Origin of the sequence: Streptomyces yunnanensis (assembly GCF_029011865.1) — a bacterium.
In the GTDB taxonomy this organism is placed as follows: Bacteria; Actinomycetota; Actinomycetes; order Streptomycetales; family Streptomycetaceae; genus Streptomyces; species Streptomyces yunnanensis.
Genome location: NZ_CP095749.1, coordinates 683733 through 703724 on the forward strand (window position 1 = coordinate 683733; position 19992 = coordinate 703724).

The following is a 19992-nucleotide window of genomic DNA, read 5'->3' on the forward strand; positions in this document are numbered from 1 at the left end:
CGAAATGGCCTGATGGCCAATATCCGATAGGATCGTGCCATGCATCGCGTGGTGGTCCTGGCCCTGGACGGCGTCTACCCGTTCGAACTCGGCATCCCCAAGCGGATCTTCGGCAATGCCGGGGACCGCTACGAGGTGCTGACCTGCTCGGCGGACGGCGGTCCGGTGCGGACCTGCGCCGATTTCACGATCGCGGTCGAGCACGGCCCACAGGCGTTGCGCGCCGCGGACACCGTGGTGATCCCGCCCTGCGACCTCGCGCTGAGCACCACGCCACTCCCCCGGCAGGTCGCCGACGCACTGGCGCTGATCCGGCCGGGCACCCGGATCGTGTCGATCTGCACCGGCGCGTTCGTGCTCGCCGCGGCCGGTCTGCTGGACGGCCGCCCGGCGACCACCCACTGGCAGCTGGCCGAGACCTTCCGCGAGCGGTTCCCCCGGGTGGCGCTCGATCCGGAGGTGCTGTTCGTCGACGACGGGGACATCCTGACCTCGGCCGGGGCGGCCTCCGGAGTGGATGTCTGCCTGCACGTCGTGCGGGCGGACTACGGCAGCGAGGTGGCCAACCGGGTGGCCCGGAGCTGCGTGGTGCCGCCTTGGCGCGATGGCGGTCAGGCGCAGTACATCGAACAGCCCGTGCCCGACGCCGCCACGACGGGCACGGCGCCGACCCGGCAGTGGGCACTGGAGAATCTGCATCTGCCGCTGACGTTGGCCGAGCTCGCCGAGCACGCCAGGATGAGTCGGCGCACCTTCGCCCGCAAGTTCGGCAACGAGGTGGGCATGAGCCCCGGCCGCTGGCTCATCGCCCAGCGGGTGGCGCGCGCCAGGCACCTGTTGGAGTCGAGCGATCTGTCCGTCGACCACATCGCGGGCCGGGTCGGCTTCGCGACGGGAACCTCCCTTCGCCAGCACTTCCATGCCGCCCTCGGCGTCGCCCCGCTGGCCTACCGACGGACGTTCCGGGTGACCGCGGACGGCAAGGCGGTTGCCTGACGCCTCGTCAGGTCCTCCGGTCCGTGCAGGCCGTTTCCTTCCCTCCGACTCAGCCGTTGGTCCGGGTGCTATTCGTTACCTCTGCTCATGAAAGGCACATGATGCGCCTGTTCCACCCGATTACCATCGGTCTCAGCAGCATTGCCCTGGCCGTGGCTCTCCCCGCCGGCACGGCGCTCGCCGCTACCGGGAAGTTCGGATGGGTGGGGCCCAAGGGCCAGCCGTACTTCATCCAGAACCCGCCGAACAGCAAGTGCCTCACCATGAACCAGGAGGCCCGCGCCCCGCGCAACGCGACGAAGCAGGCCGTCGCCGTCTACAGCGGCAAGCACTGCGACGGGCGGGTGACGCGCCTCGCCCCGGGCAAGTCCGCGCCGTCCGGCACGCACTTCTCCAGCGTCGTCTTCAATCCGCGGTAGGGCGTAGCCGCGAGGCGGTGCACCAGCGCCGAACGCACCGCCCAGTTCGCCGTACGGCGACGCCGTGACCGGCGATCTGGACGGTGCGTTCGGCGTTGCGGGACGGACGTCCGGGCGGAACTCCCCAGCGCTGCCTCCCGGTTGGGCACGGCGGCGGCGAGTGCCGCCGAGCCACCCCACGTCCACCCCGCATTCACCTCAGGCGAAAATCATGGGTTCATGAGACGTATCGCCCCCGCCGTCCTCGTCGCGTCCTGGACGTTGCTCGTCGGCTCCGCGCCCGCCCATGCCGCGCCCACCGCCGACGAACACACCCGTCACCCCCGCGACAACACCCCCGACCACAGCTACAGCTACAGCACCAAGGCGTCGTACGAGCCCGGGCAGAATCCGCGGACCTATCAGCGCGCGCCCAGGGGCTTCGTGCCCGTGTTCACCGAGAACGTCTCCCGGCACGGTTCCCGGGCCGCCGGCGACAGCGGCGACGGCGACCTCCTCCTCACGTTGTGGGACCGCGCTCGCGGGGAGGGCCAGCTCACGCGCCTCGGCGAGGGCTTCGGGCCGGACGTGCGCGCCCTGCTCGCCGCCATGGGCAAGGTGGGGTACGGCAATCTCAGCGGACGCGGCAAGCAGGAACTCCACGACACGGCCGTGCGGATGGCGCAACGACTGCCGCAGCTGCTCGACACGATCGTGAAGAACGGCGAGTCGATCGATGTCGTCAGCTCCGGGCAGGGGCGCGCCGTCGACAGCGGAACCGTCTTCACCGACGCGCTCACCCAGGCCGATCCGGCGCTGAAGCCGCTGGTCGGGCCCGCCCGTACGGACAAGGACCTGCTCTACTTCCACAAGTCGGCCGGCGGCGCCGCCTACCGCAAGTGGCTCGCCGACGACCAGCGCCTGGCGAGCACCCTCAAGGACCTCACCGACCGGCCCGCCACCCGCGCCGCCGCCCGCCACGTACTGGAGAAGATCTTCAAGCCGGCCTTCGTGCAGCGCATCGCGGACGGGGAGTTCCCCTCCGTCGGCGACGACGTCACCGCCGCGAAGGCCGTCTACAACCTCTACGGCATCGCCCCGGCGATGCGCGCGGAGAGCCCGAACGGCCACGGCTGGCACCTGGACCGGTACCTCGCGCCGCGCGACGCCGAGTGGTTCGGGTACCTGAACGACGCCGAGGAGTTCTACGAGAAGGGCCCCAGCTTCGCCGACAGCGACATCACCTACAAGATGGCCGATGTCCTGCTCGACGACTTCTTCAAGCAGGTCGAGGCCAAGCGGGACGGCACCGGCAAGCTGGGCGCCGAACTGCGCTTCACCCATGCCGAGGAAATCATCCCGCTCGCCGCGCTGATGGGCCTTCCGGGCAGCACCGTGCCTGTCGCGCCCCGGGAGCCCTACACCTACGCCGACAACCCCTGGCGCGGCACGTCCGTGGCTCCCATGGCCACGAACATCCAGTGGGACGTGTTCCGCAAGGGCGACACCTACCTCGTGCGCATGCTCTACAACGAGAAGGAGACCGCCTTCAAGGCGGGCTGCCGGCCCATCGCCAAGGGCAGCCGCTTCTACGACGTGCAGGAGTTGGAGCGCTGCTTCGGCCGAACGGCCACCTGAACCGTCACCTGGCTGCGCGGGCTCCGGCAGGAGGAGATCGACTGCCGGGCAATCTGCTGGTGGACCGCGGCCGCCACGCCCCACCGGTGGCCGCCCCGGCTACTTGCCGAAGGGGCCGTTGGCGGTGAAGGCGAACGCGGCGAAGCGTTCGCCGATGCGGCGGTGGGTCGCGGCGTCGGGGTGGAGTTGGTCGGGCAGGGGCAGTTCGGCGGAGTCGGCCTGGCCGTAGAGGTCGCGGCCGTCGAGGTAGTGCAGGTGGGGATCGTCGGCTGCTCGCTGTTCGACGATGCGCTGGAGTTCGTCACGGATGACGGTGAGGGTCAGCTTGCCGCTCGCGCGCTCCGCCGGATCGCCCACGGCGCGGAACCTCAGCTGTCCGGCGGTGAGATCCGGAGCGCTGGGGCCTGGGGTGTCTTCGTGGATGGGGCACAGGATGGGCGAGACGACCAGCAGCGGTGTGGTGGGGTGGCCCTCGCGGATGGTGTCCAGGAAGCCGTGGACGGCGGGGGTGAAGGCACGCAGCCGCATCAGGTCGGCGTTGACCAGGTTGATACCGATCTTGATGCTGATGAGATCGGCCCGGGTGTCGCGCAGGGCACGGGCGGTGAACGGGTCGAGCAGGGCGCTGCCGCCCATGCCCAGGTTGGTCAGTTCCACGCCGCCGAGCGAGGCGGCGAGTGCGGGCCAGGTGGTGCTGGGGCCGGCCGCGTCCGAGCCGTGACTGATCGAACTTCCGTGGTGCAGCCACACCTTGCGACCCTCGTCCGGTGCGGGCTCGACGGGGGCGTCGGTGCGCAGGGCGATGAGTTCGGTGGTCTCGTTGTGCGGCAGCCAGATCTCGACGGTCTTGACGCCGTCGGGCAGGTCGGCGAAGCGGAGGGTGCCTGGCGCCCCGGGCCGGAGTCGGGCGGTCCCGGTGGTCATGTCGATGGTCAGGGTGTTGCCGCCGGTCACGCTGGCCTGGCCGGTCAGGCGGCCGTCGACGAGCAGGTCGTAGCGGCCGTCCGGTCGGGGCGGTACGCCGACGTAGTCCCGCTTGGTGGGCAGTGTGTCCAGCTCGACGGCGGTGGCCCGGGTGCGGAACACCAGTCGCACGCCGGAGGGTTGGGACTCCGCCATGGCGAGTTGTCCGTCGGCGCACTGGGCGCGGGCCCGGGCCGGCAGCCGGTGCGGCAGCAGCCCGTGCTCGGTGCGCTCCAGCTCGATGGCGCCGCGCAGGATGTCCGCGGTGATGGGTGTGGTGATCCAGTCGTGCATGGTGTTCCTCGCCTCAGCGGGTCGATCGAGGTCGCGGTTTCGGGGTGGTCGGGGTGGCGGCGGCGCGATGCTGCGCGGCCGGCCGGGCCGGGACCGTGGCGTTCAGGACGCGGGCCAGTTCCGCAGGAGCGCGTCGAGGGCGTCCACGATGCGTGACCAGGACTCCTGCGAGTCGGGGGCGCTGTGGCTGAACCCTCCCCCCATTTCCAGGCTGACGTAGCCGTGGAAGACGCTGCCCAGCAGCCGCACCGCATGGGTCTGGTCGGGCTCCGCGAGGTCGTAACCGCGCAGGATCGCCCGCGTCATCTGGGCGTGCCGCACGCCGGCGCTGGCGGCCGCCGTCTCCGGGTCGAGCCGGAACCGGGCCGCGGCGTACCGGCCGGGGTGCTCCCGGGCGTAGTCGCGGTAGACGTTCGCGAAGGCGGCCAGGGCGTCCTTGCCGGCGCGACCGGCCAGGGCTTCGGCGGCCCGGTCGGCGAGTTCCTCCAGGGCCAGCAGCGCGATCCGGGTCTTGAGGTCCTGGGAGTTCTTCAGGTGCGAGTACAGGCTCGCGACCTTGACGTCGAACTGCCTGGCCAACGCCGAGACGGTCACCTGCTCGAAGCCGACCTCGTCGGCCAGCTCCGCCGCCGCCCGGGTCAGGCGCTCGACGGTCAGCCCCACCCGCGCCGCCATGTCCGGCCCTTCCTTTCGGTTACCCCTTCACTTACCTGAAGAGATTATGCCCATGCCTAATGCCTTTAGGCAAGTGTGGGGGTGCTTCAAGGTAGGACGCCCTCTTTCCCGCCCCGTCCCCCCGGCGCCGGGGCGGCGTCAGCAATCTGACGTAGTGAGCCGGGGCGGATGAGCCCACAGGATGACGGCGGACGCGACCACGGTCTGACGATCAACGCCAACTCCCGTCACTACGTTGGGTGGTTGAGAAGAGATCGATCCCTCACACGAGAGATACAGGAGCGGCATGATCAACAAAATGGCGCGCGCGGCGGGCACCGCGGAACGGCGGCGCAAGGCCAAGCACGACCGTCGTACGCGTGCGGGGGTGGCGTTCGGCGCCGCCGTGGTGGGTGTGACCGCGGCACTGGGCACGGCCGGCCCGGCACAGGCCATGTCAGGTGGCACACAGCTACCGCAGAAGGGGGCGGCGCCGTGGCTGGCCACCTTGGTGGTCAAGGGCGACGGCCCGTTGCTGCAGCGCGCCTCGTGCGGCGGGGCGCTCATCGCCCCGGACCGGGTGCTCACGGCCGCCCACTGCCTCGACGGCGTGGACTTCCACAAGGGGGAGCTGCACATCGGGTCCTCGGTGCTCTCGAAGGACCCGGGCATCGTGCGGGACATCCGTGCGGTCACCCTGCACCCGAAGTACAAGCTGCTACCCTCCCCCGCCGACCCCCAGGCACCCGAGCTGTCCTCGGCCGCCTACGACCTCGCCGAGATCCGCCTCAGCTCCCCCGTGCCTGATGTCCGGCCGCTTCCCATCGCCCGGCACCGGCCGGCCCCCGGCACCCCCGTGTCGCTCTTCAGCCACGGCACGACGGCCGCACCGGACCCGGCCCACCCGGATCGGGAGATCCGCGGCGATGTGCTGCGCCGCGGCGACCTCACCGTCCGCACCCATGCGCAGTGCGCGGCCCAGACGCCCGCCGTCGTGGACGACGCCTCGGTCTTCTGCGCCCGCGACGTGCCCAGCGGCCGGACCACCATGTGCTTCGGTGACAGTGGCAGCCCCCTGGTCACCTGGGGTCGACGCGGCCCGGAGCTGGCCGGTGTGTTCAGCTTCGCCGGCGAGACCGCGGGCAAGGTGTGCGGGCAGCCGGCCGACGCCGGTTTCGCCGACGTTCCCGCGCTCCTGGGCGCGCTGACGTAACGAGGAACGGAAGCGGGAGGCGTCGCGCGGGAAGCCGGGCGCGCCGGAAACGCGCGGTGGGGGCTGCGGCGTCGAGCCGCAGCCCCCGTCGACGGTCCGCAGGAGGACGTTGCGTCAGGCCGCCGTCGTGCGCCGGTCGATGACGGTGCGGAGTTTGCCGCTGGTGGGGGTGCGCTCGAAGGCGTGCCCCGCGACGATCTCCGCGGTGCAGGTCAGCAGGGCCTCCGGGCCGACCGCCGAACCGAGCTCGGGAAGGTGGGCGAGGAACGCCGCACGAGCGGTGTCCGGGTCCGGTGCGTAGGCGCTGTCGAGGCGGACGGTGAGGTGCTCCCGGTCGGCCGTGCTGGTCAGGAGGAGTTGCAACTCGCCGCGGTAGTCGAGGTGTTCCTCGGCGATCTGGGTGAAGCGGCGGTAGTTGAAGTGGTAGGTGCCCATGCGGAACACATCGCCGTACCGCCCGAGGAGCTCGATGCGCGGCGTGTGGCTGCCGCAGGGGCACACCCCGTCGACGGCCCGGCCCAGGTCCCCGATCTCGTAGCGCTCCAGGTGCTGTCCGGCCCTGGTGCGGGTGGTGAAGACCAGCCTGCCCGGCTGCCCCGCGGGAACCGCGCGGTCCTCCTTCGGGTCGAGGATCTCCAGGGTGTGCAGGTCGGTGAGGACGTGGTGCACCGTGCCGTGGGCGTGGGCGCACTGGTAGCCCAGCGGGCCCAGGTCGGTGCTTCCGTAGGCGGCGGAGCGGATCACCTCCACGCCGAAGTTCTCGGTGAGGATGCGGCGTTGCTCGGTGGTGAAGTGCTCGCCGCCGTAGAACACCTTGCGGATGCCGCCGTAGGAGCGCAGGCGATCGGCTTGGCTGTGGAGCAGCTGCCACAGGAAGGACGGCATCCCGAAGAGGGTGTCCACGCGGTAGGCGACCAGGGCCTCGGCTATCGCCTCGTGGTCGGGGCCGGCGGCCATGGGGATCTGGGTGGCGCCCAGGCGTTCGAGGATGGAGAAGAAGCTGATGAAGCTGCCGTACATCTCTCCGCAGTAGAAGAGGTTGGCGGCGCGGTCGTGGGCCGGGTCGAAGCCCGCGGCGAGCAGGCCGTGTGCCGCGGCGCGCATCTGGGTGTCGTAGTCGTCGCAGGTGAAGACGGACAGGGCCGGGGTGCCGGTGGTTCCGCCGCTGCGGAAGTACAGCTGGGCGTTGTGGGGCGCGAGGGAGCGCAGCTGGTCCTGGGCGGCCGCCTTGTCCATCAGCGGTCCGGTGGGCGGGACGGGCGACGCGGCGGGGGCGATCAGGTCGTCCAGGCACGGGACGGTGGCGAAGGCGGCTTCGGGGGCCTGCACGCTGACCCGTCGGCTGTAGCGCTGGAGGGCGTAGACGCCGTCGTGCGGCTCGCCGGCGTAGCTGTCGAGCATGGCGCCGACCGGGGTGATCCGCAGGACGCCTGCGGTCAGGAGGCTGCGGGAGAGCTCGGCGAGGTCGGCGCGGCTGCCGGCCACCGAGGCGGTCTGGAGGTAGCGGCGCATCGGTCGCAGGGTCGCGACGATCTCGCGGCGGGGCAGGGGTTTGATCCAGACGGTGCGGTGGAGGGGGGACGCGGTGAGGGCCGGGCGGGTGTCGGCGAAGACCCGCCAGCTTCCGTCGTCCGCCGCGATGACCTTGGTCAGGCCGAGGTGCTGCTCGGCCCGGGTGACCAGCTCGGTGGTGGTGATCTCGGCCTGCTCGGCGGCGTCCGCCAGGTCGGCCGCGCCGCGCGTCGGGACGGGGAACTTCGCGGACACCTCGTCCAGCACGGCGGCGAACTGCTCGGCGAAGGCGAAGAGTTCGTCGCGGGCGGCGGGGGTCGCAGTGCCGCCTTCGGCGTCGGTCGCGGCACCCGTGCCGGTGCCGATACCGGTGTCGGTGTCGGTGTCGGTGTCGGTGTCGAGGTAGACGACCTGGGGGCTGGAGCACGCCTGCTGCTCCATGCGGCAGACGTCGGCGGCGAGCGCGACGAGGGCGTCCCGGTCCGTCCGGGCCTCGCGGGTCAGATAGGCGAACGAGATCTTGTGGCCCCATTCGACCAGCCGGCACCCCGGCGGGATCAGGGCGGCGGCCCCCTGCACGGCGTCCTCGCCGCCCCATACGGCCACGGCGTCGGCGGACGCGCACATCAACCGCATCAGGTCCTGGCGGCTGGAGGGGAAGCGCAGCGCGACGATCCGGCGGCCGACCGCCCCGGTGGGGTCGGCCGCGGCGAGCTCGGCGAGCAGGTGCTGGGCGAGCGCGGTGTCGCTGCGGCTGGTCTTGAGCACGTTGACGTTGCCCGCGAGGAGCCCCTCGACGACGCTCAGGGGGGCGACCGCCGCGGCGTTGCCGGGGGCGATGTGGACGAGCAGGCCCACCGGGGCCCATGCCTCGTAGGTCGTCTCGCGCGCGTCGGGCCGGGTGAGGCGTTCCGGGCGCGGTCCGCCGAGTTCGCGCCGGAGCTTGCGTTCCAGGGCCGGGCGGGCGAGGGCGTCGGCGAGCTCGGCGAGGAGGGCGGCGGCCTCCTCGCGGTCGGTGGCCGGGCGGGCGTCCGCGGGCCCGTCCGCCGCGGCGGCCAGCTCGTCCATCAGACGGGCGTGGACGTCGCCGTGCGGCTGGCGCAGGGCGCGGCTGAGGGTGTCGCAGGCGACCAGGACCGTTTCGGTGGAGAGCGGCTCCGCCAGGGCGCGTTCGACGCGGGCCGGCAGTTCCGCGAGCCGGTCGGCCACCTCGGCGTCGCCGATGAACTCCCCCTGCCAGAAGTGGAGTTGCTGGGTCATGACATTCCCTTCAGGAGTTCGGCGGCGGCCACCGCGCAGCTGCGGTTGCGGCTCACCCCGGCGCGGCCGTGGAGGGTGAACCACGGAGTGGTCAGGTCGCAGGGGCAGTCGTCCCCGGGGTGCAGCGAGGCCAGGTCGCCCATGACGACGCTGTGCGCCGGGACCGAGGTGATGTACGGGGAGACCAGGTGGAGGTAGCCGGGCTGGCCGTACGGCAGCGGTTGCAGGGTGCGGGTGTCACGTATGGCGGCACGGGACCAGACCGGGACGTGCAGCCGGTGGTGGGTGCACTCGACGTACGGCACGCAGTGCTCGACGGAGCCGTAGGTGTCCCGGATGCGCTCCGGGGGGATGCCGAGTTGCCGGGTCACCTCGTCGTAGAAGTCCGCCTTGGCGATCTGCCGGTCGGCGTGGCCCTTCCAGCCGCCGCCGAGGACCACCAGGGAGCCCGGCGGGAGTTCGAGCGGCGGGGTGCCGGCGGCACGCATGCGTTCCAGGGTGAAGTGCAGGAAGGCCGGGAAGCCCAGGATGCGGACCGGGCGGTCGTCCTCGGCGTAGCGACGGAGGGCGTCGATGCAGCCGTGCACGTCGAAGGCGTGGCCGCTTCCGGTGTGCCGCAGGGCGTGGGTGGTGTGGTGTGCGGGCGCGAAGTCGCACAGGTAGTTGTCGGTGAAGGAGGTGCCCAGGCGGAGTTGCGGGGCGGGCTCGTAGCTGTAGAGCAGGTAGTTGACGGGCTGGTCGGGGGTGATCCATCCGTAGTGGTCGAAGATGCGGGCGACCATGCGCTGCGCGGAGCGGATGGTCCACCGGTCGTAGAACATCTGCGACTTCTGCCCAGTGGTGCCGGAGGAGGTCAGGTGCAGGAAGACCTCGTCGCGGGGGATGGAGAGGACCTCGTGCCGCTTGAAGAAGTTGGCGTGCAGGAGCGGGGCGCGGGTGTGCGCGCCGACGGTGGGGGCCGGGGCCTCCGGGGTGTCGTCGAGGAGGGCGCGGAAGAGCGGGGAGCGCTGCGCGTGCCAGGCGTTGGACTCGGCCATCGCGGCCTCGAACAGGGCGTCGGCCTCGGGTCCGGAGGTGTAGGGCGACGGGATGTCGCAGAGGCGTTGGACGTGGGTGAGGGCCGCCGGGTCGGGGACCTCGACGGGGGCGAGATGCGGGTTCATCGGACAACCTCGTGCGGGGGCAGGTAGATCGACGCCCAGGCGGTCAGGTACGCGCTCAGGTAGGGCTGGACCAGCGGGCTGACGGCCGTGGTCCGGAAGTCGATCTGACGGTTGGTGCGGGAGAGGACGACGTAGTCGTGGAAGCGGTCGCCGACCCGGCGCATGGCCGGGTAGCCGGCGCTGGGGACGAAGCCGGAGGAGAGGAAGGCGTGCAGCGCCGCGGTGTCGGAGAGCGGCACCAGGGTCTCGACGTAGTCGGCGCCGGCCCGGGTGAGCGCGGTCATCAGCGAGTCGAGGGCCCGGTTGGCGGCCGACGGGTACGGGTGCACCGCGACGAGGGCGCAGCTGGCGGCCGCCGGGTCGAGGGCCGCGTAGATCTCGAACTCGCCGTCTGGCGACGTCAGCAGCGTGTTCGGGGTGCGCAGCGGGGAGTAGGCGCCCGCGGGGTCGGGGAAGAGGTCGCGGAAGCGCCGGCGGACGAAGCCGGGGGCGGTGATCACCTCGATGGGGGTGCGGGTGGTGACCGGGGCGGTCGCGGGGGCCGTCAGCAGCGTGCCGGGGCGCGTCGCGTTCGCCGTGATGACGCCGCTCCCGCCCGACGGCGGCAGGAGCGGCTCCGGGTCCAGGAAGGGCAGGGCGAGGGTCCCGGGGTAGCGGATGCCGGTGGCCTCCTCGGCGGCGCCCAGGAGGGGCATCAGTGCCTGGGGGACGTCGGTGACCGGCTCGCGGCGTTCGAGGACGCCCTCGGCGTAGCAGGCGAACAGGGCCAGGGTCTCGCAGCCGGACACATCGGCGGCGTTGGGCAGCAGGCCCAGCGGTCGGTATCCGTTGCGGGCGACGACGCGTTGGGGTGCCTGGGTGACCATCCGGACGGTGGTGTGGATGGAGTCCAGGGCGCCGGTGGCGAAGGCGTCGGCGGTGACCGCGCCGGTCAGCCGGCCGGCCAGCCCGCCTTGCCGGTGGTGCGGGTGGACCGCGAGGCCGACGAGCTTGCCGACGCGGTTGCCCGGGTCGGTCTGCACGACGACGGAACCGGCGAGTTCACCGGTGTCGGTGCGGCGTGCGGTGAGCCAGTGACTGTGCGGATCGGTGATCAACCGGCGCATCTCGGTCGGGTCGCTGCCCAGGGCGACCGGATAGCCGTGGCCGTACACCTCGAAGTACAACTGCCGTAGTTCGGCGATGTCCTGGGGGGTGGCCGGGCGGATGAGGGCGGTCATCGGGCCTCTTCCAGTGGCAGGGTGCCGGCGGGCGAGGCGGCGGGGGCGTCGGCGCCGGAGGCGACCGGGGCGGTGCCGCCGGCCGGGTCCCGGGGCGCGTCGGCGCGTCGTCCGGTCCACCACAGCGCCACGGCGAGCGGGACCAGTCCGACGGCTTGGAGGATGCACAGGGTGCGCGGCGACAGATGGTCGCCGAGCGCGCCGAAGAGGAGCGAGGACAGCGGGAAGGTCGCGCCGAGCAGGGCCTGCATCATGGCGAAGAAGCCGGGCTTGTCCGCTGCCGGGACCAGTCGTTGGAACAGCGCGACGAACCGCACCCCGATGGCTCCGACGCACCAGCCGGCGACGATCAGTGCCCCGACGATCGCGGCCCGGTCGGCGAGCAGGCCCGGCGTCGCGAGGGCCGCGGCCATCAGTCCCAGGCAGGCCCCGCCGACGGCCGTGGGCGATCCCGGCAGCCGGGCGCCGGTGAACGACCCGAGCAGGGTGCCGATGCCCAGGGCCGCCTCCAGGGCGGCCACCGTGGAGCCCTGTGCGTGCAGCACCGCCCGTGTGTACAGGGGCATGACGACGTAGAGGGCGGTGGTGAAGAGGTTCACCGCGGCGAAGCAGAGCAGCACCCGCCGGATGAAGGGGTGGTCCTTGAGGATCTGACGTAGCGTCCGCCGGGGTGCCGGGGCCGCTGACGCGGTGGCGGGCTCCGGCGCCGCGGCGCTCCGGGGGAAGCGGGTGAGGAACACCAGCGCGGCGGCGACGAGGTACGCGCCGGCGCAGCCGGAGACGATGCCGGTCAGGTCCCAGGCGTCCACGACGAGCGGTCCGAGGAGTCCGCCGGCCAGGCCGGCCAGGGACTGCGTGGCGAGTTCGAACCCGGTCGCGGCCTCGATGTCCACGTCGTCGACGAGTTCGGGGACGGAGGTGGTCAGGCAGGGGTCGAAGAGTGCCTGGCAGCCCGCCAGCAACAGGGCGGCTCCGTAGGCCACGAGGGTGGGCGGCGGGGCGAGGTACGTCCAGCCGGCGGTGGCGGCGGCGACCAGGCCCGCGAGCGCGGAGCTGGCCCCCAGCACCGTGCGGTGCGGACAGCGGGCGATGACGGTGGCCACCAGCGGGGCGAGCGCCACCGCGGGCAGGGTGCTCACCGCGAGGAACGCGCCCGAGGCGAGGCCGCGGTCGCCGTCGGCCGCGATGGCGTGGCCGACCAGCCACCACACCACACCCACCTGGAACATCCTGCCCGCGGCCTGGGTGAGCACCTGGGCGGCCCAGACGGCGCCGAAGGCCCGGTTGCGCAGGACGACGGGGAGTCGGCGCGCGGCCGGGGTCGAGGTCGGGGTCATGAGTGCGGCCGTTCGTCGATGACCCGCAGCAGCTTGCCGGTACGGGCGTTGACGGACAGCTCGCCGTGGCGGACCCACTCGACGGCGATCGGGTGGATGCGTCCGGCGTCGGCTTCCGCGGCGTACATCGGCCGCGCCGCGAGGATCTCCTTTGCGACGGCGGCGGCGAGGTGTCGGAGCCCGGTCGGGTCCGCTTCGCCGACGGGGCTCACCTCGGTGGGCACCTGGCAGCCGGGGACCGGTTCGCCGTCCACGGCCAGCCGCAGGACCAGCCCGTCCCGACCGTCCCAGCGGCGCACCACGAGTTGCATGCCGATCACCCGACCGGTGGGGTCGGCGGCGCGCACCAGCTCGTGCACGTCCTGGGTGTAGAGGGAAACCGCGCCGATGCGCACGCCTTCTTCGGCCCGGCCGAGGATGCGGAAGTGCCCGGCGGCGACATCGGTCCACTCCGCCCGGTCGCCGACGGGGTACCGGATGATCGGCATCAGCCGCCGGCGCAGGTCGGTGACGACGATGCGGCCGGCGACGCCTTCGCGGGTCAGGGGCTCACCGGTGTTCTCGTCGAGGATCTCGACGACGGTGTACGGCGTGAACGCGCGGTGGACGCGGGGGTCGGCCCCCGGTACGGCCTGTCCGAGGAGCCCGGAGTCGACGCCGGCGTAGCCGATGGAGCGCGCCTGTGCCTGCGGGAACGCCTTGCGCAGCAGGGGCAGTTGGTCCTCGTACAGCCCCTCGCCGCCGAAGAACAGGATCTGTACGGCGGGGAGTTGTCGTCCTTCGCGCACGAGATGGTCCGCGAGGCCGCAGAGCGTGGTCGTGGTGCCGGCGACGACGTCGACGTCGAATTCCTCCAGCGTGTGCACGGTCGAGGCCAGCGGCGCGCCGCCGCCGATCGGCAGCCGGACGTTGGCAACGGGGGCCCGGTGGAGGGAATCCAGGATGAAGGTGAAGCTGGCGTAGAGCTCGCCGGCGTAGAAGAGGTCGGCGACCCGGTGACCAGGGCGGAGTCCGGCCTCGACCAGTCCGCTGCCGAACGCGGAGGTGAATTCCCGCCATTCTTCACGGGTATAGACGGAGAACTTCGGGGCGCCGGTCGTGCCGCCGCTCTTGAAAACCACCGCCTCGTCGATCGGTCCGGTCAAAAGGCGGTTCCGACGTGGGGTGTTGGCTTGCCAGAATGTGTCGTGCGGGACCACCGGTATGGCGGTCAGCTCGTCCACGTGGTCCGGAAGATCCGCGTAGAGATCCCGGTAGAAGGGCGAGTTGTGACGCACGAAGCGTATGAGATCCGTTAATTGTTGAACGGGCATTGCTTTCCTGTTTTTCGCATTCAGAAGAACCGGTACCGCGGGGTGTGCGGCACCAGTTCCGGGCAGGGGGCAGCGGCAGAGGCTTCGGGGAAACCCGATCAGGGCTGTCCCTGCGAAAACTCTCTGCACTGAGCGCTTCGACCGATGATGCTATGTCATGAGCGCTGCAACGGCTGACAATCGAAGCTCTCGCAAACGGATTTTTTGCCAATCGCAATCGCCCCGGATGCCCCGCACGCCGAACCGGTTCCTTTGCTTCCGGTGACGTACCTCACCACCCGCCATTTCGATGCGGAACGCATGCGGATCACCAAGTCCTTCTGGTAATTCTCGGGTTGTGCCGGTGGTAGACGGCGGATCGCGGCGGAGGTTCAGCGGTGCGGATGCCGACAGTGCCGTCTCCGCCGCAATCCGCGGGAAAGGCCGAAAGGCGCTCAATCCCGCAGGGCGAGTCCGCGCGCGTGCAGCGCCTCGGTCAGAATGCGCACCATCTTCGGACCGACCCCGTGCAGCACCCGGACCGGGGCGTTCAGGTCCTTGCCGTCGGGGTCGGCCACGGCTCCGGCGGCGGCCGGACGGCGCGGGCCGGGCCGACTACCCTCGCCGCATGACGACGCACAAGACCGCCCGCGTGAGCATCGACGCGATGCTCGACGACCTCAGGACGCTCGTCGAGGTCGAGTCCCCCTCCCGCGATGTCGACGCCCTGACGGCATCGGCCAAGGCCGTCGCCGGCATCGTCGAGAGCCGCCTGGGCGGGCGGGCCGACCTCGTCGAGAGCGCGGCCGGGCCACACGTGCGCTGGTCGGGCGGTGGCGCCCCCCGGGTGTTGATCCTCGGCCACCACGACACGGTCTTCCCGCTCGGCACGCTGGCACGACGCCCGTTCAGGGTCGACGGCGGGCGGGCGACCGGCCCCGGGGTCTTCGACATGTTGGGCGGTCTGGTGCAGGCCCTGCACGGCCTGGCCTCGCTCGACGACCTGTCCGGCGTCGAGATCCTGGTGACCGCCGACGAGGAGGTCGGCTCCCACTCCTCACGGGCCCTCATCGAAGAGCGCGCCCGGGCGTGCGGCGCCGTGCTGGTCTTCGAGGGCGCGGCCGAGGGCGGGGCCGTGAAGACCGGCCGCAAGGGTTGCGGCACGTTCCAGGTCGCCGTCAGGGGCCGGGCCTCGCACGCCGGGCTGGAGCCCGAGGCGGGGGTCAACGCCCTGGTCGAGGCGGCACACCAGGTCCTGCAGATCGCGGCACTGGGCCGTCCCGAGATCGGTACGACGGTCACCCCGACCGTCGCCTCCGCGGGCACCCTGGACAACGTCGTCCCCGCCGAGGCGACCGTCGTCGTCGACGTCCGGGTCGAGTCGGCCGACGAGAAGGAGCGGGTCGAATCCGCCTTCGCGGCGCTGACCCCGCATCTCGACGGGGCGGAGCTCACGGTTCGCGGAGCCGTCGGCCGCCCCCCGATGCCCGAGTCGGCATCGGCCGAACTCTTCGCCGTGGCACAGCAGTTGCTCCCCGGCCTCGAAGGCGCCGCGGTCGGCGGCGGGAGCGACGGCAACTTCACGGCCGCCCTGGGGGTGCCCACCCTCGACGGCCTGGGGGCGGTCGGGGGCGGTGCCCACGCCGACCACGAGTACCTGGTCATCGACGCCATGGCCGAGCGGGCGCACCTGGTGGCCGGGCTGGTGAACGCGATCCGCCGCAGGTAGGTCCCGTCCCCCGCCGGCCACGGCGTCCCCTCGGGCGCGGTGGCCGGCGGGCTGCGGCGCGAGCGCGGCACGGCCGTTCCGGTCCGGGTCAGATGTCGCCCTGCACGAGCGCGTGCAGATGCTCGTCGTGCCATCCGTCCGCGTGCAACAGGGCGCTGCGCATGGTGCCTTCGAGGGAGTATCCGGCCTTGGTCGCGACCCGGCAGGACGCCTGGTTGGCCACCGAGTGGCACAGGCGCAGTCGGTGCAGCCCCAGGTCGTCGAGTGCCCACCGGCTCACGCGTCGGGTGGCCTCCACCATGGCACCGCCGCCGCGGGCCGCGGGCAGGATCCAGTAGAGGATCTCGGCGCTGCCGCCCGCCAGGTCGATGTCGCCCCAGCCGATCAGCCCCATGGCCTCGCCGCCCGGTCGGGCGAGGGCCCAGATGGCACTCTGCTCGGCCCGCCAGCGGTCGTGCATGCGCTCTATCCGTTGGCGGGCCTCTTCCGGCGTGTCCACCAGCAGGCGGTTCCACTGCCGGATCGCCGGATCCCGGCCGGCGGTCGCCAGGGCGTCGGCGTCCGAACGGTGCCAGGGACGCAGCTGCCAACCGTTCGGCAGGTCGAGCACCGGCTGAGCGGTCGCACCCATCCGACCTGCGGGGACGACCGCCGGTATGGCGCCCGGCAAGGTGGCCGGCAGGCCGGTCGGTGGGGGTGTGCTGGAGGTCATCGCGGCATCGTGCCACAACGTCGTTCGGCACGACGCCTGTTGCCCGGCAACGGCTCCGTTTCGACGTCGGACGTCGTCGACCACGGGTCTCCACTGGACAGCGTTTGGCCGGTCGGCTAAATTTTTGGCCATGCGGTCAGAAATTGATCCAAGTGGCCAGCCCGGCAACGGGGAGAGCGCACCGACGGAGCCGGAACGCTCGCTCATCGAGAAGGTGCGACGGGCCCAGATCATCGAGGCAGCCATCGACGTCATCGCGGTACGGGGGTTCGCGAAGGCGTCGATGGCACAGATCGCCGAGCGGGCCGGCGTCAGCAAGGGCGTGATCTCGTATCACTTCGCCGGCAAGAACGAGTTGATCGAGCGGACCGTCGAGCAGATCTACGACCGTCTCGGCGCCTTCGTCGCGTCCCGCCTCGCCGGAGAGGGCGAGACCGGAACCGCCGCGTGGTTGCGCATCTACATCGGGTCGCTCGCCGAGCACATGGCCGACCACCGGACCCAACTCATCGCCCTCGGCGAGATCTTCACGCAGTTCCGCACCGAGAACGGTGAGCTCCGCTACGGCATCGCCTCCAGCGAGTCGCTCTTCGCCCACCTGGAAGAGGTCTTCCGGGCGGGCCAACAGCGCGGGGAACTGCGCGCGTTCGACGCCCGGGTGATGGCCGTCAGCCTCCAGGCCGCGATCGACGACATGTTCGCGTACTGGAGCGCCCACCCCGACCACGACCTCGCGGCGCACGCCCGCGAACTCACCGACCTGTTCTGGCACGCCACCAGGGCCGACGGTCGGGCCGATTCCTGAACCACACCGAACGGGGGAACGTTCCATGGCACATGACCTCGGGCGCACGGTGGCGCCCGCCGACGCCGCGGGCCCCACGCGCCCGCGCCTGTACTACATCGACAATCTGCGCATCGCCCTGACGGCCCTGGTGGTGCTGCACCACATCGCCGTCACCTACGGCAACATCCCGGTCTGGTACTACACCGAGCCCGCCAAGGACGGGACCGGGCTGGTCCTGGACGCCTTCGTCGTGCTCAACCAGGCGTTCTTCATGGGCTTCTTCTTCATGATCGCCGGGTACTTCACGCCGGCGTCCTTCGACCGCAAGGGGGCGGGCCCCTTCCTCCGGGACCGCCTCAAGCGGCTCGGCATCCCACTGCTCGCCTTCCTGCTCCTGATACGTCCCCTGACGGGCCTCGACGGGTACTTCCAGCTCAAGACGTCCCTCGCCGAGCACGGTGAGGCCCTCCCCTACTGGTTCTACTACCTGGTGAGTTGGGACCCGGGCCCGCTGTGGTTCGCGGAAGTACTGCTGGTGTTCGCCGTGCTCTACGCCCTCGTCCGGCGTCGGGCCGCGCGGCGCGGCCAGGTCACGGCCGACGCGGCGGCGCCCGGTCGGCCGGCGCCGCGGCCGCTGCGACCACGCGCGATCGTGCTCTTCACCGTGGCCCTCGCCCTGGCCACCTACGGATGGCGCATCCTCGTGCCGGCCGGCGTCTACGTCCCGATCCTGGGGCTGCCCACCCCCAGCTATCTCATGCAGTACGCGAGCTTCTTCGCGGTCGGTGTCCTCGCGCACCGCCGCGGCTGGCCGGGGACCCTCTCCCGCCGTGCGGGACGGGTGGGCTTCGCCGTCGCGACCGTCGCCACCCTCGCCTACCTCCCGGTCATCGTCACGGCGAAGAGCGGGGCGACCGACGGACACGGCACATGGCAGTCGCTGGCCGCGGCCGCCTGGGAGTCGACGTTCGCGATCGGCATGGTCCTGGGCCTGACCGTGCTCTTCCGCGAACGCCTCAACCGCCAGGGGCGGAAGGCCGCGTTCCTCTCCCGCCACGCCTTCGGGGTCTACGTCCTGCACGCGCTGGTGCTGGTCGGACTGGGGCATGCCTTCAGCTGGCTGCACGCGCCGGCCATCGCCAAGTTCGCCCTCGTCGCCGTGGTCGCGCTGCCGCTGTGCTGGGCCGTGGCCTATGTGGTCCGCCGGCTACCGCGGGTCGACCGGGTGCTCTGACCGGGTGCTCCAGGGCGACATCGACGGCCTGTCGGGGATCGGTCCCCGACAGGCCGTCGCGGCTGTGGCGCCCACCGCGCCCCTGCCGACCCGACTCGTTCCGCTCCGCGTCCCGCCGCGACGACGCACCGCAAGCCATGCCGCTCCCGCCCCCGCGCAGGCGAGCGCGGTCACGGCGAGCGCCGGGCCGCCGTAGGTCACCGCGCGCCGGAGCACCGGCGCGGCCGCGTACCCGGTGCCGGCCTCGGCGCCGGCCCACAGCGGGGCGGCCAGGGCGCTGTACGGGGCGATGCGGCGATAGGGCAGGCGGGTCGCGCCGGCCAGGTGCGGCATCAGTGTGCGGAGCACCGGAACGAAGCGGCCCAGGAAGACGGCCTGCCCGCCGCGGCGGGCCATCAGTGCCCGGGCGCGCCGCCACCCGGCGGCGGGCACGCGGCGCCCGGCGCGTCCGACGCTCAGCCGGTCGGACAGCAGGCGCCCGGTGCGGTGGGCGAGGAAGTCGCCTGCCAGCACGGCGCAGGCAGCGGTCGCGATGACCAGGGGCAGGTGCAGATACCCGGTGCGGGCCAGTGCACCGGCGCTGAGCAGCAGCGTGAGGGTGGGCACGAACGCGCCGATGAGCAGCACCGATTCGGTCAGCACGGCGGCGGCCAGCACGGCATAGGCGGCGGTCGCGGTGGGCAGGTGGCCCACCGCGTCGAGCGACGGGGTCATCGGTGGGCTCCGGTCGCGGCGGGCCTCGGCACCGGGAGGGCGGGGAGGGAGCGTCGGAGTTGCCAGACCCTCGCCGGGGGCAGGTTGGTCCAGATCGTGCGGCAGTCCGTGGCGTAGCGGCGCTGGTAGGCGTCCATGACCTCGTCGACGGCTCGGTGCCGGCGGGCCTGGGGCGGTGCGGCCAGTAGGGTGCGGGCCTTGCGGGTGCCGCGGTAGGCGAAGTAGGTGAGGGTGCCGCCGGGGCGGAGCAGCTCCAGATACCGGTTCATGATCGTCTCCACCTGATCGGGAGTGAAGTTGGTCAGGGGCAGGCCGGAGACGATGACGTCGTAGCGCCGGGTGACGTCCAGGTGCTCGACGCCGGTGTGGTGGACGTGGACCCGTGCGGGTGCGTCGGCGAGCCGGGGAGCGGTGGTGACGAGGTGCCTCAGGCGGGCGGCGAAGCGGGAGTTGGCCTCGACGACGTCCAGGTGACTGTCCGTTGGCAGATGGGCGATCACGGCGCGGGTGACCGCTCCGGTACCGGCCCCCGCCTCCAGGACCGTCAGTGGTTGCGGCGCCCGGGCGCGCACCGGGGCGGTCAGCGCGCGGGCCAGGGCCTTGCCGCTGGGGGCCACGGCGCCGGTGGTGCGCATGTCGCGGACGGCTTCGAGCAGGAACACCCCGCTCTCGGCGAAGCGTCGGGCCGGGAGGCGGTCGGGCGAGCGGTCGGCCGAGCGATCCGGCGAAGGGACACGGGCGGACGAGGAGATCCTGGATTCCATGACGGCGACGCTAGGGAGCCTCCGCGGCCGACGGACCCGCCGTTGTGCGACGGCGGCATCGACGAAAGTAGGGGGTCTCGACGGCGGATCGTCGCAAGTGGCGGACTCCGCC

The 19992-nt window shown here is 72.1% G+C and carries 18 protein-coding genes; 7 read left to right on the plus strand and 11 right to left on the minus strand.

The features are described from left to right. Positions 1 to 39 precede the first annotated feature (39 nt). The 3 genes from MOV08_RS03050 (at position 40) to MOV08_RS03060 (ending at position 3032) form a co-directional block, all read left to right on the plus strand. Positions 40 to 996: a GlxA family transcriptional regulator gene (locus tag MOV08_RS03050; RefSeq protein ID WP_275306081.1), complete on the plus strand. Its 957-nt coding sequence runs from the start codon at positions 40 to 42 to the stop codon at positions 994 to 996. A 152-nt stretch (positions 997 to 1148) separates the two neighbouring features. Continuing rightward, on the plus strand, positions 1149 to 1415 hold the full coding sequence (locus MOV08_RS03055; protein ID WP_275306083.1) for a peptidase inhibitor family I36 protein: 267 nt from the start codon (positions 1149 to 1151) through the stop codon (positions 1413 to 1415). Between the two features lie 219 nt (positions 1416 to 1634). After that, a complete protein-coding gene (locus MOV08_RS03060) occupies positions 1635 to 3032 on the plus strand; it encodes a histidine-type phosphatase (protein ID WP_275306084.1) in 1398 nt (465 codons plus the stop codon). Between the two features lie 99 nt (positions 3033 to 3131). Here the strand turns inward: MOV08_RS03060 and MOV08_RS03065 are convergent, their stop codons facing one another. Both MOV08_RS03065 and MOV08_RS03070 read right to left on the minus strand, forming a co-directional pair. Continuing rightward, positions 3132 to 4289: a GDSL-type esterase/lipase family protein gene (locus MOV08_RS03065; RefSeq protein WP_275306086.1), complete on the minus strand. Its 1158-nt coding sequence runs from the start codon at positions 4287 to 4289 to the stop codon at positions 3132 to 3134. A gap of 102 nt (positions 4290 to 4391) precedes the next feature. Next, the gene (locus tag MOV08_RS03070; protein WP_039629301.1) at positions 4392 to 4964 is read right to left on the minus strand and encodes a TetR/AcrR family transcriptional regulator; all 573 of its coding nucleotides are present in this window, start codon (positions 4962 to 4964) and stop codon (positions 4392 to 4394) included. Between the two features lie 286 nt (positions 4965 to 5250). Between MOV08_RS03070 and MOV08_RS03075 the strand changes: the two genes are divergently transcribed. Further along, the gene (locus MOV08_RS03075) at positions 5251 to 6156 is read left to right on the plus strand and encodes a S1 family peptidase (RefSeq protein ID WP_275306088.1); all 906 of its coding nucleotides are present in this window, start codon (positions 5251 to 5253) and stop codon (positions 6154 to 6156) included. A gap of 114 nt (positions 6157 to 6270) precedes the next feature. On the opposite strand, the gene MOV08_RS03080 is transcribed toward MOV08_RS03075, so the two are convergent. From MOV08_RS03080 to MOV08_RS03105, 6 genes are all read right to left on the minus strand, one after another. Continuing rightward, the gene (locus tag MOV08_RS03080; protein WP_275306089.1) at positions 6271 to 8928 is read right to left on the minus strand and encodes an acyl-CoA reductase; all 2658 of its coding nucleotides are present in this window, start codon (positions 8926 to 8928) and stop codon (positions 6271 to 6273) included. Further along, positions 8925 to 10091, minus strand: coding sequence for a LuxE/PaaK family acyltransferase (locus MOV08_RS03085; protein WP_275306090.1), 1167 nt, complete (start codon positions 10089 to 10091; stop codon positions 8925 to 8927). Before MOV08_RS03085 ends, MOV08_RS03080 begins: the two co-directional genes overlap by 4 nt. Next, complete coding sequence (locus tag MOV08_RS03090) at positions 10088 to 11311, minus strand: GNAT family N-acetyltransferase (RefSeq protein WP_275306092.1); 1224 nt, start codon at positions 11309 to 11311, stop codon at positions 10088 to 10090. Before MOV08_RS03090 ends, MOV08_RS03085 begins: the two co-directional genes overlap by 4 nt. After that, positions 11308 to 12648, minus strand: coding sequence for an MFS transporter (locus MOV08_RS03095; protein WP_275306093.1), 1341 nt, complete (start codon positions 12646 to 12648; stop codon positions 11308 to 11310). The genes MOV08_RS03090 and MOV08_RS03095 overlap by 4 nt, the downstream gene beginning before the upstream one ends. Then, positions 12645 to 13961, minus strand: coding sequence for a phenylacetate--CoA ligase family protein (locus MOV08_RS03100; RefSeq protein WP_275306094.1), 1317 nt, complete (start codon positions 13959 to 13961; stop codon positions 12645 to 12647). Before MOV08_RS03100 ends, MOV08_RS03095 begins: the two co-directional genes overlap by 4 nt. A 434-nt stretch (positions 13962 to 14395) precedes the next feature. Next, positions 14396 to 14518: a hypothetical protein gene (locus tag MOV08_RS03105; protein ID WP_275298539.1), complete on the minus strand. Its 123-nt coding sequence runs from the start codon at positions 14516 to 14518 to the stop codon at positions 14396 to 14398. A gap of 50 nt (positions 14519 to 14568) precedes the next feature. On the opposite strand from MOV08_RS03105, the gene MOV08_RS03110 reads away from it, so the two are divergent. Beyond that, complete coding sequence (locus MOV08_RS03110) at positions 14569 to 15669, plus strand: M20 family metallopeptidase (RefSeq protein ID WP_275306095.1); 1101 nt, start codon at positions 14569 to 14571, stop codon at positions 15667 to 15669. An 88-nt stretch (positions 15670 to 15757) separates the two neighbouring features. Here MOV08_RS03110 and MOV08_RS03115 read toward each other — a convergent pair whose 3' ends face one another. After that, on the minus strand, positions 15758 to 16381 hold the full coding sequence (locus MOV08_RS03115) for a GNAT family N-acetyltransferase (RefSeq protein ID WP_275306097.1): 624 nt from the start codon (positions 16379 to 16381) through the stop codon (positions 15758 to 15760). Between the two features lie 130 nt (positions 16382 to 16511). Between MOV08_RS03115 and MOV08_RS03120 the strand changes: the two genes are divergently transcribed. Both MOV08_RS03120 and MOV08_RS03125 read left to right on the plus strand, forming a co-directional pair. Next, positions 16512 to 17186: a TetR/AcrR family transcriptional regulator gene (locus MOV08_RS03120; protein WP_039629315.1), complete on the plus strand. Its 675-nt coding sequence runs from the start codon at positions 16512 to 16514 to the stop codon at positions 17184 to 17186. Positions 17187 to 17211: 25 nt separating this feature from the next. Further along, a complete protein-coding gene (locus MOV08_RS03125) occupies positions 17212 to 18402 on the plus strand; it encodes an acyltransferase family protein (protein WP_275306099.1) in 1191 nt (396 codons plus the stop codon). Here MOV08_RS03125 and MOV08_RS03130 read toward each other — a convergent pair. Together MOV08_RS03130 and MOV08_RS03135 are read right to left on the minus strand one after the other, a co-directional pair. Next, complete coding sequence (locus tag MOV08_RS03130) at positions 18376 to 19116, minus strand: DedA family protein (RefSeq protein WP_078875360.1); 741 nt, start codon at positions 19114 to 19116, stop codon at positions 18376 to 18378. The two genes, MOV08_RS03125 and MOV08_RS03130, sit on opposite strands and share 27 nt — an antisense overlap. Next, complete coding sequence (locus tag MOV08_RS03135; RefSeq protein ID WP_275306100.1) at positions 19113 to 19880, minus strand: class I SAM-dependent methyltransferase; 768 nt, start codon at positions 19878 to 19880, stop codon at positions 19113 to 19115. The genes MOV08_RS03130 and MOV08_RS03135 overlap by 4 nt, the downstream gene beginning before the upstream one ends. Positions 19881 to 19992: the final 112 nt, after the last annotated feature.

Excerpts from the sequence above, each read along its gene's own strand:
- MOV08_RS03120 (WP_039629315.1), top strand. The coding sequence starts at position 16,512 with ATGCGGTCAGAAATTGATCCAAGTGGCCAGCCCGGCAACGGGGAGAGC.
- MOV08_RS03095 (WP_275306093.1), bottom strand. The coding sequence starts at position 12,648 with ATGACCCCGACCTCGACCCCGGCCGCGCGCCGACTCCCCGTCGTCCTG.
- MOV08_RS03090 (WP_275306092.1), bottom strand. The coding sequence starts at position 11,311 with ATGACCGCCCTCATCCGCCCGGCCACCCCCCAGGACATCGCCGAACTA.
- MOV08_RS03100 (WP_275306094.1), bottom strand. The coding sequence starts at position 13,961 with ATGCCCGTTCAACAATTAACGGATCTCATACGCTTCGTGCGTCACAAC.
- MOV08_RS03085 (WP_275306090.1), bottom strand. The coding sequence starts at position 10,091 with ATGAACCCGCATCTCGCCCCCGTCGAGGTCCCCGACCCGGCGGCCCTC.
- MOV08_RS03125 (WP_275306099.1), top strand. The coding sequence starts at position 17,212 with ATGGCACATGACCTCGGGCGCACGGTGGCGCCCGCCGACGCCGCGGGC.
- MOV08_RS03060 (WP_275306084.1), top strand. The coding sequence starts at position 1,635 with ATGAGACGTATCGCCCCCGCCGTCCTCGTCGCGTCCTGGACGTTGCTC.
- MOV08_RS03110 (WP_275306095.1), top strand. The coding sequence starts at position 14,569 with ATGACGACGCACAAGACCGCCCGCGTGAGCATCGACGCGATGCTCGAC.
- MOV08_RS03070 (WP_039629301.1), bottom strand. The coding sequence starts at position 4,964 with ATGGCGGCGCGGGTGGGGCTGACCGTCGAGCGCCTGACCCGGGCGGCG.
- MOV08_RS03130 (WP_078875360.1), bottom strand. The coding sequence starts at position 19,116 with ATGACCCCGTCGCTCGACGCGGTGGGCCACCTGCCCACCGCGACCGCC.
- MOV08_RS03050 (WP_275306081.1), top strand. The coding sequence starts at position 40 with ATGCATCGCGTGGTGGTCCTGGCCCTGGACGGCGTCTACCCGTTCGAA.
- MOV08_RS03075 (WP_275306088.1), top strand. The coding sequence starts at position 5,251 with ATGATCAACAAAATGGCGCGCGCGGCGGGCACCGCGGAACGGCGGCGC.
- MOV08_RS03135 (WP_275306100.1), bottom strand. The coding sequence starts at position 19,880 with ATGGAATCCAGGATCTCCTCGTCCGCCCGTGTCCCTTCGCCGGATCGC.
- MOV08_RS03065 (WP_275306086.1), bottom strand. The coding sequence starts at position 4,289 with ATGCACGACTGGATCACCACACCCATCACCGCGGACATCCTGCGCGGC.
- MOV08_RS03115 (WP_275306097.1), bottom strand. The coding sequence starts at position 16,381 with ATGACCTCCAGCACACCCCCACCGACCGGCCTGCCGGCCACCTTGCCG.
- MOV08_RS03080 (WP_275306089.1), bottom strand. The coding sequence starts at position 8,928 with ATGACCCAGCAACTCCACTTCTGGCAGGGGGAGTTCATCGGCGACGCC.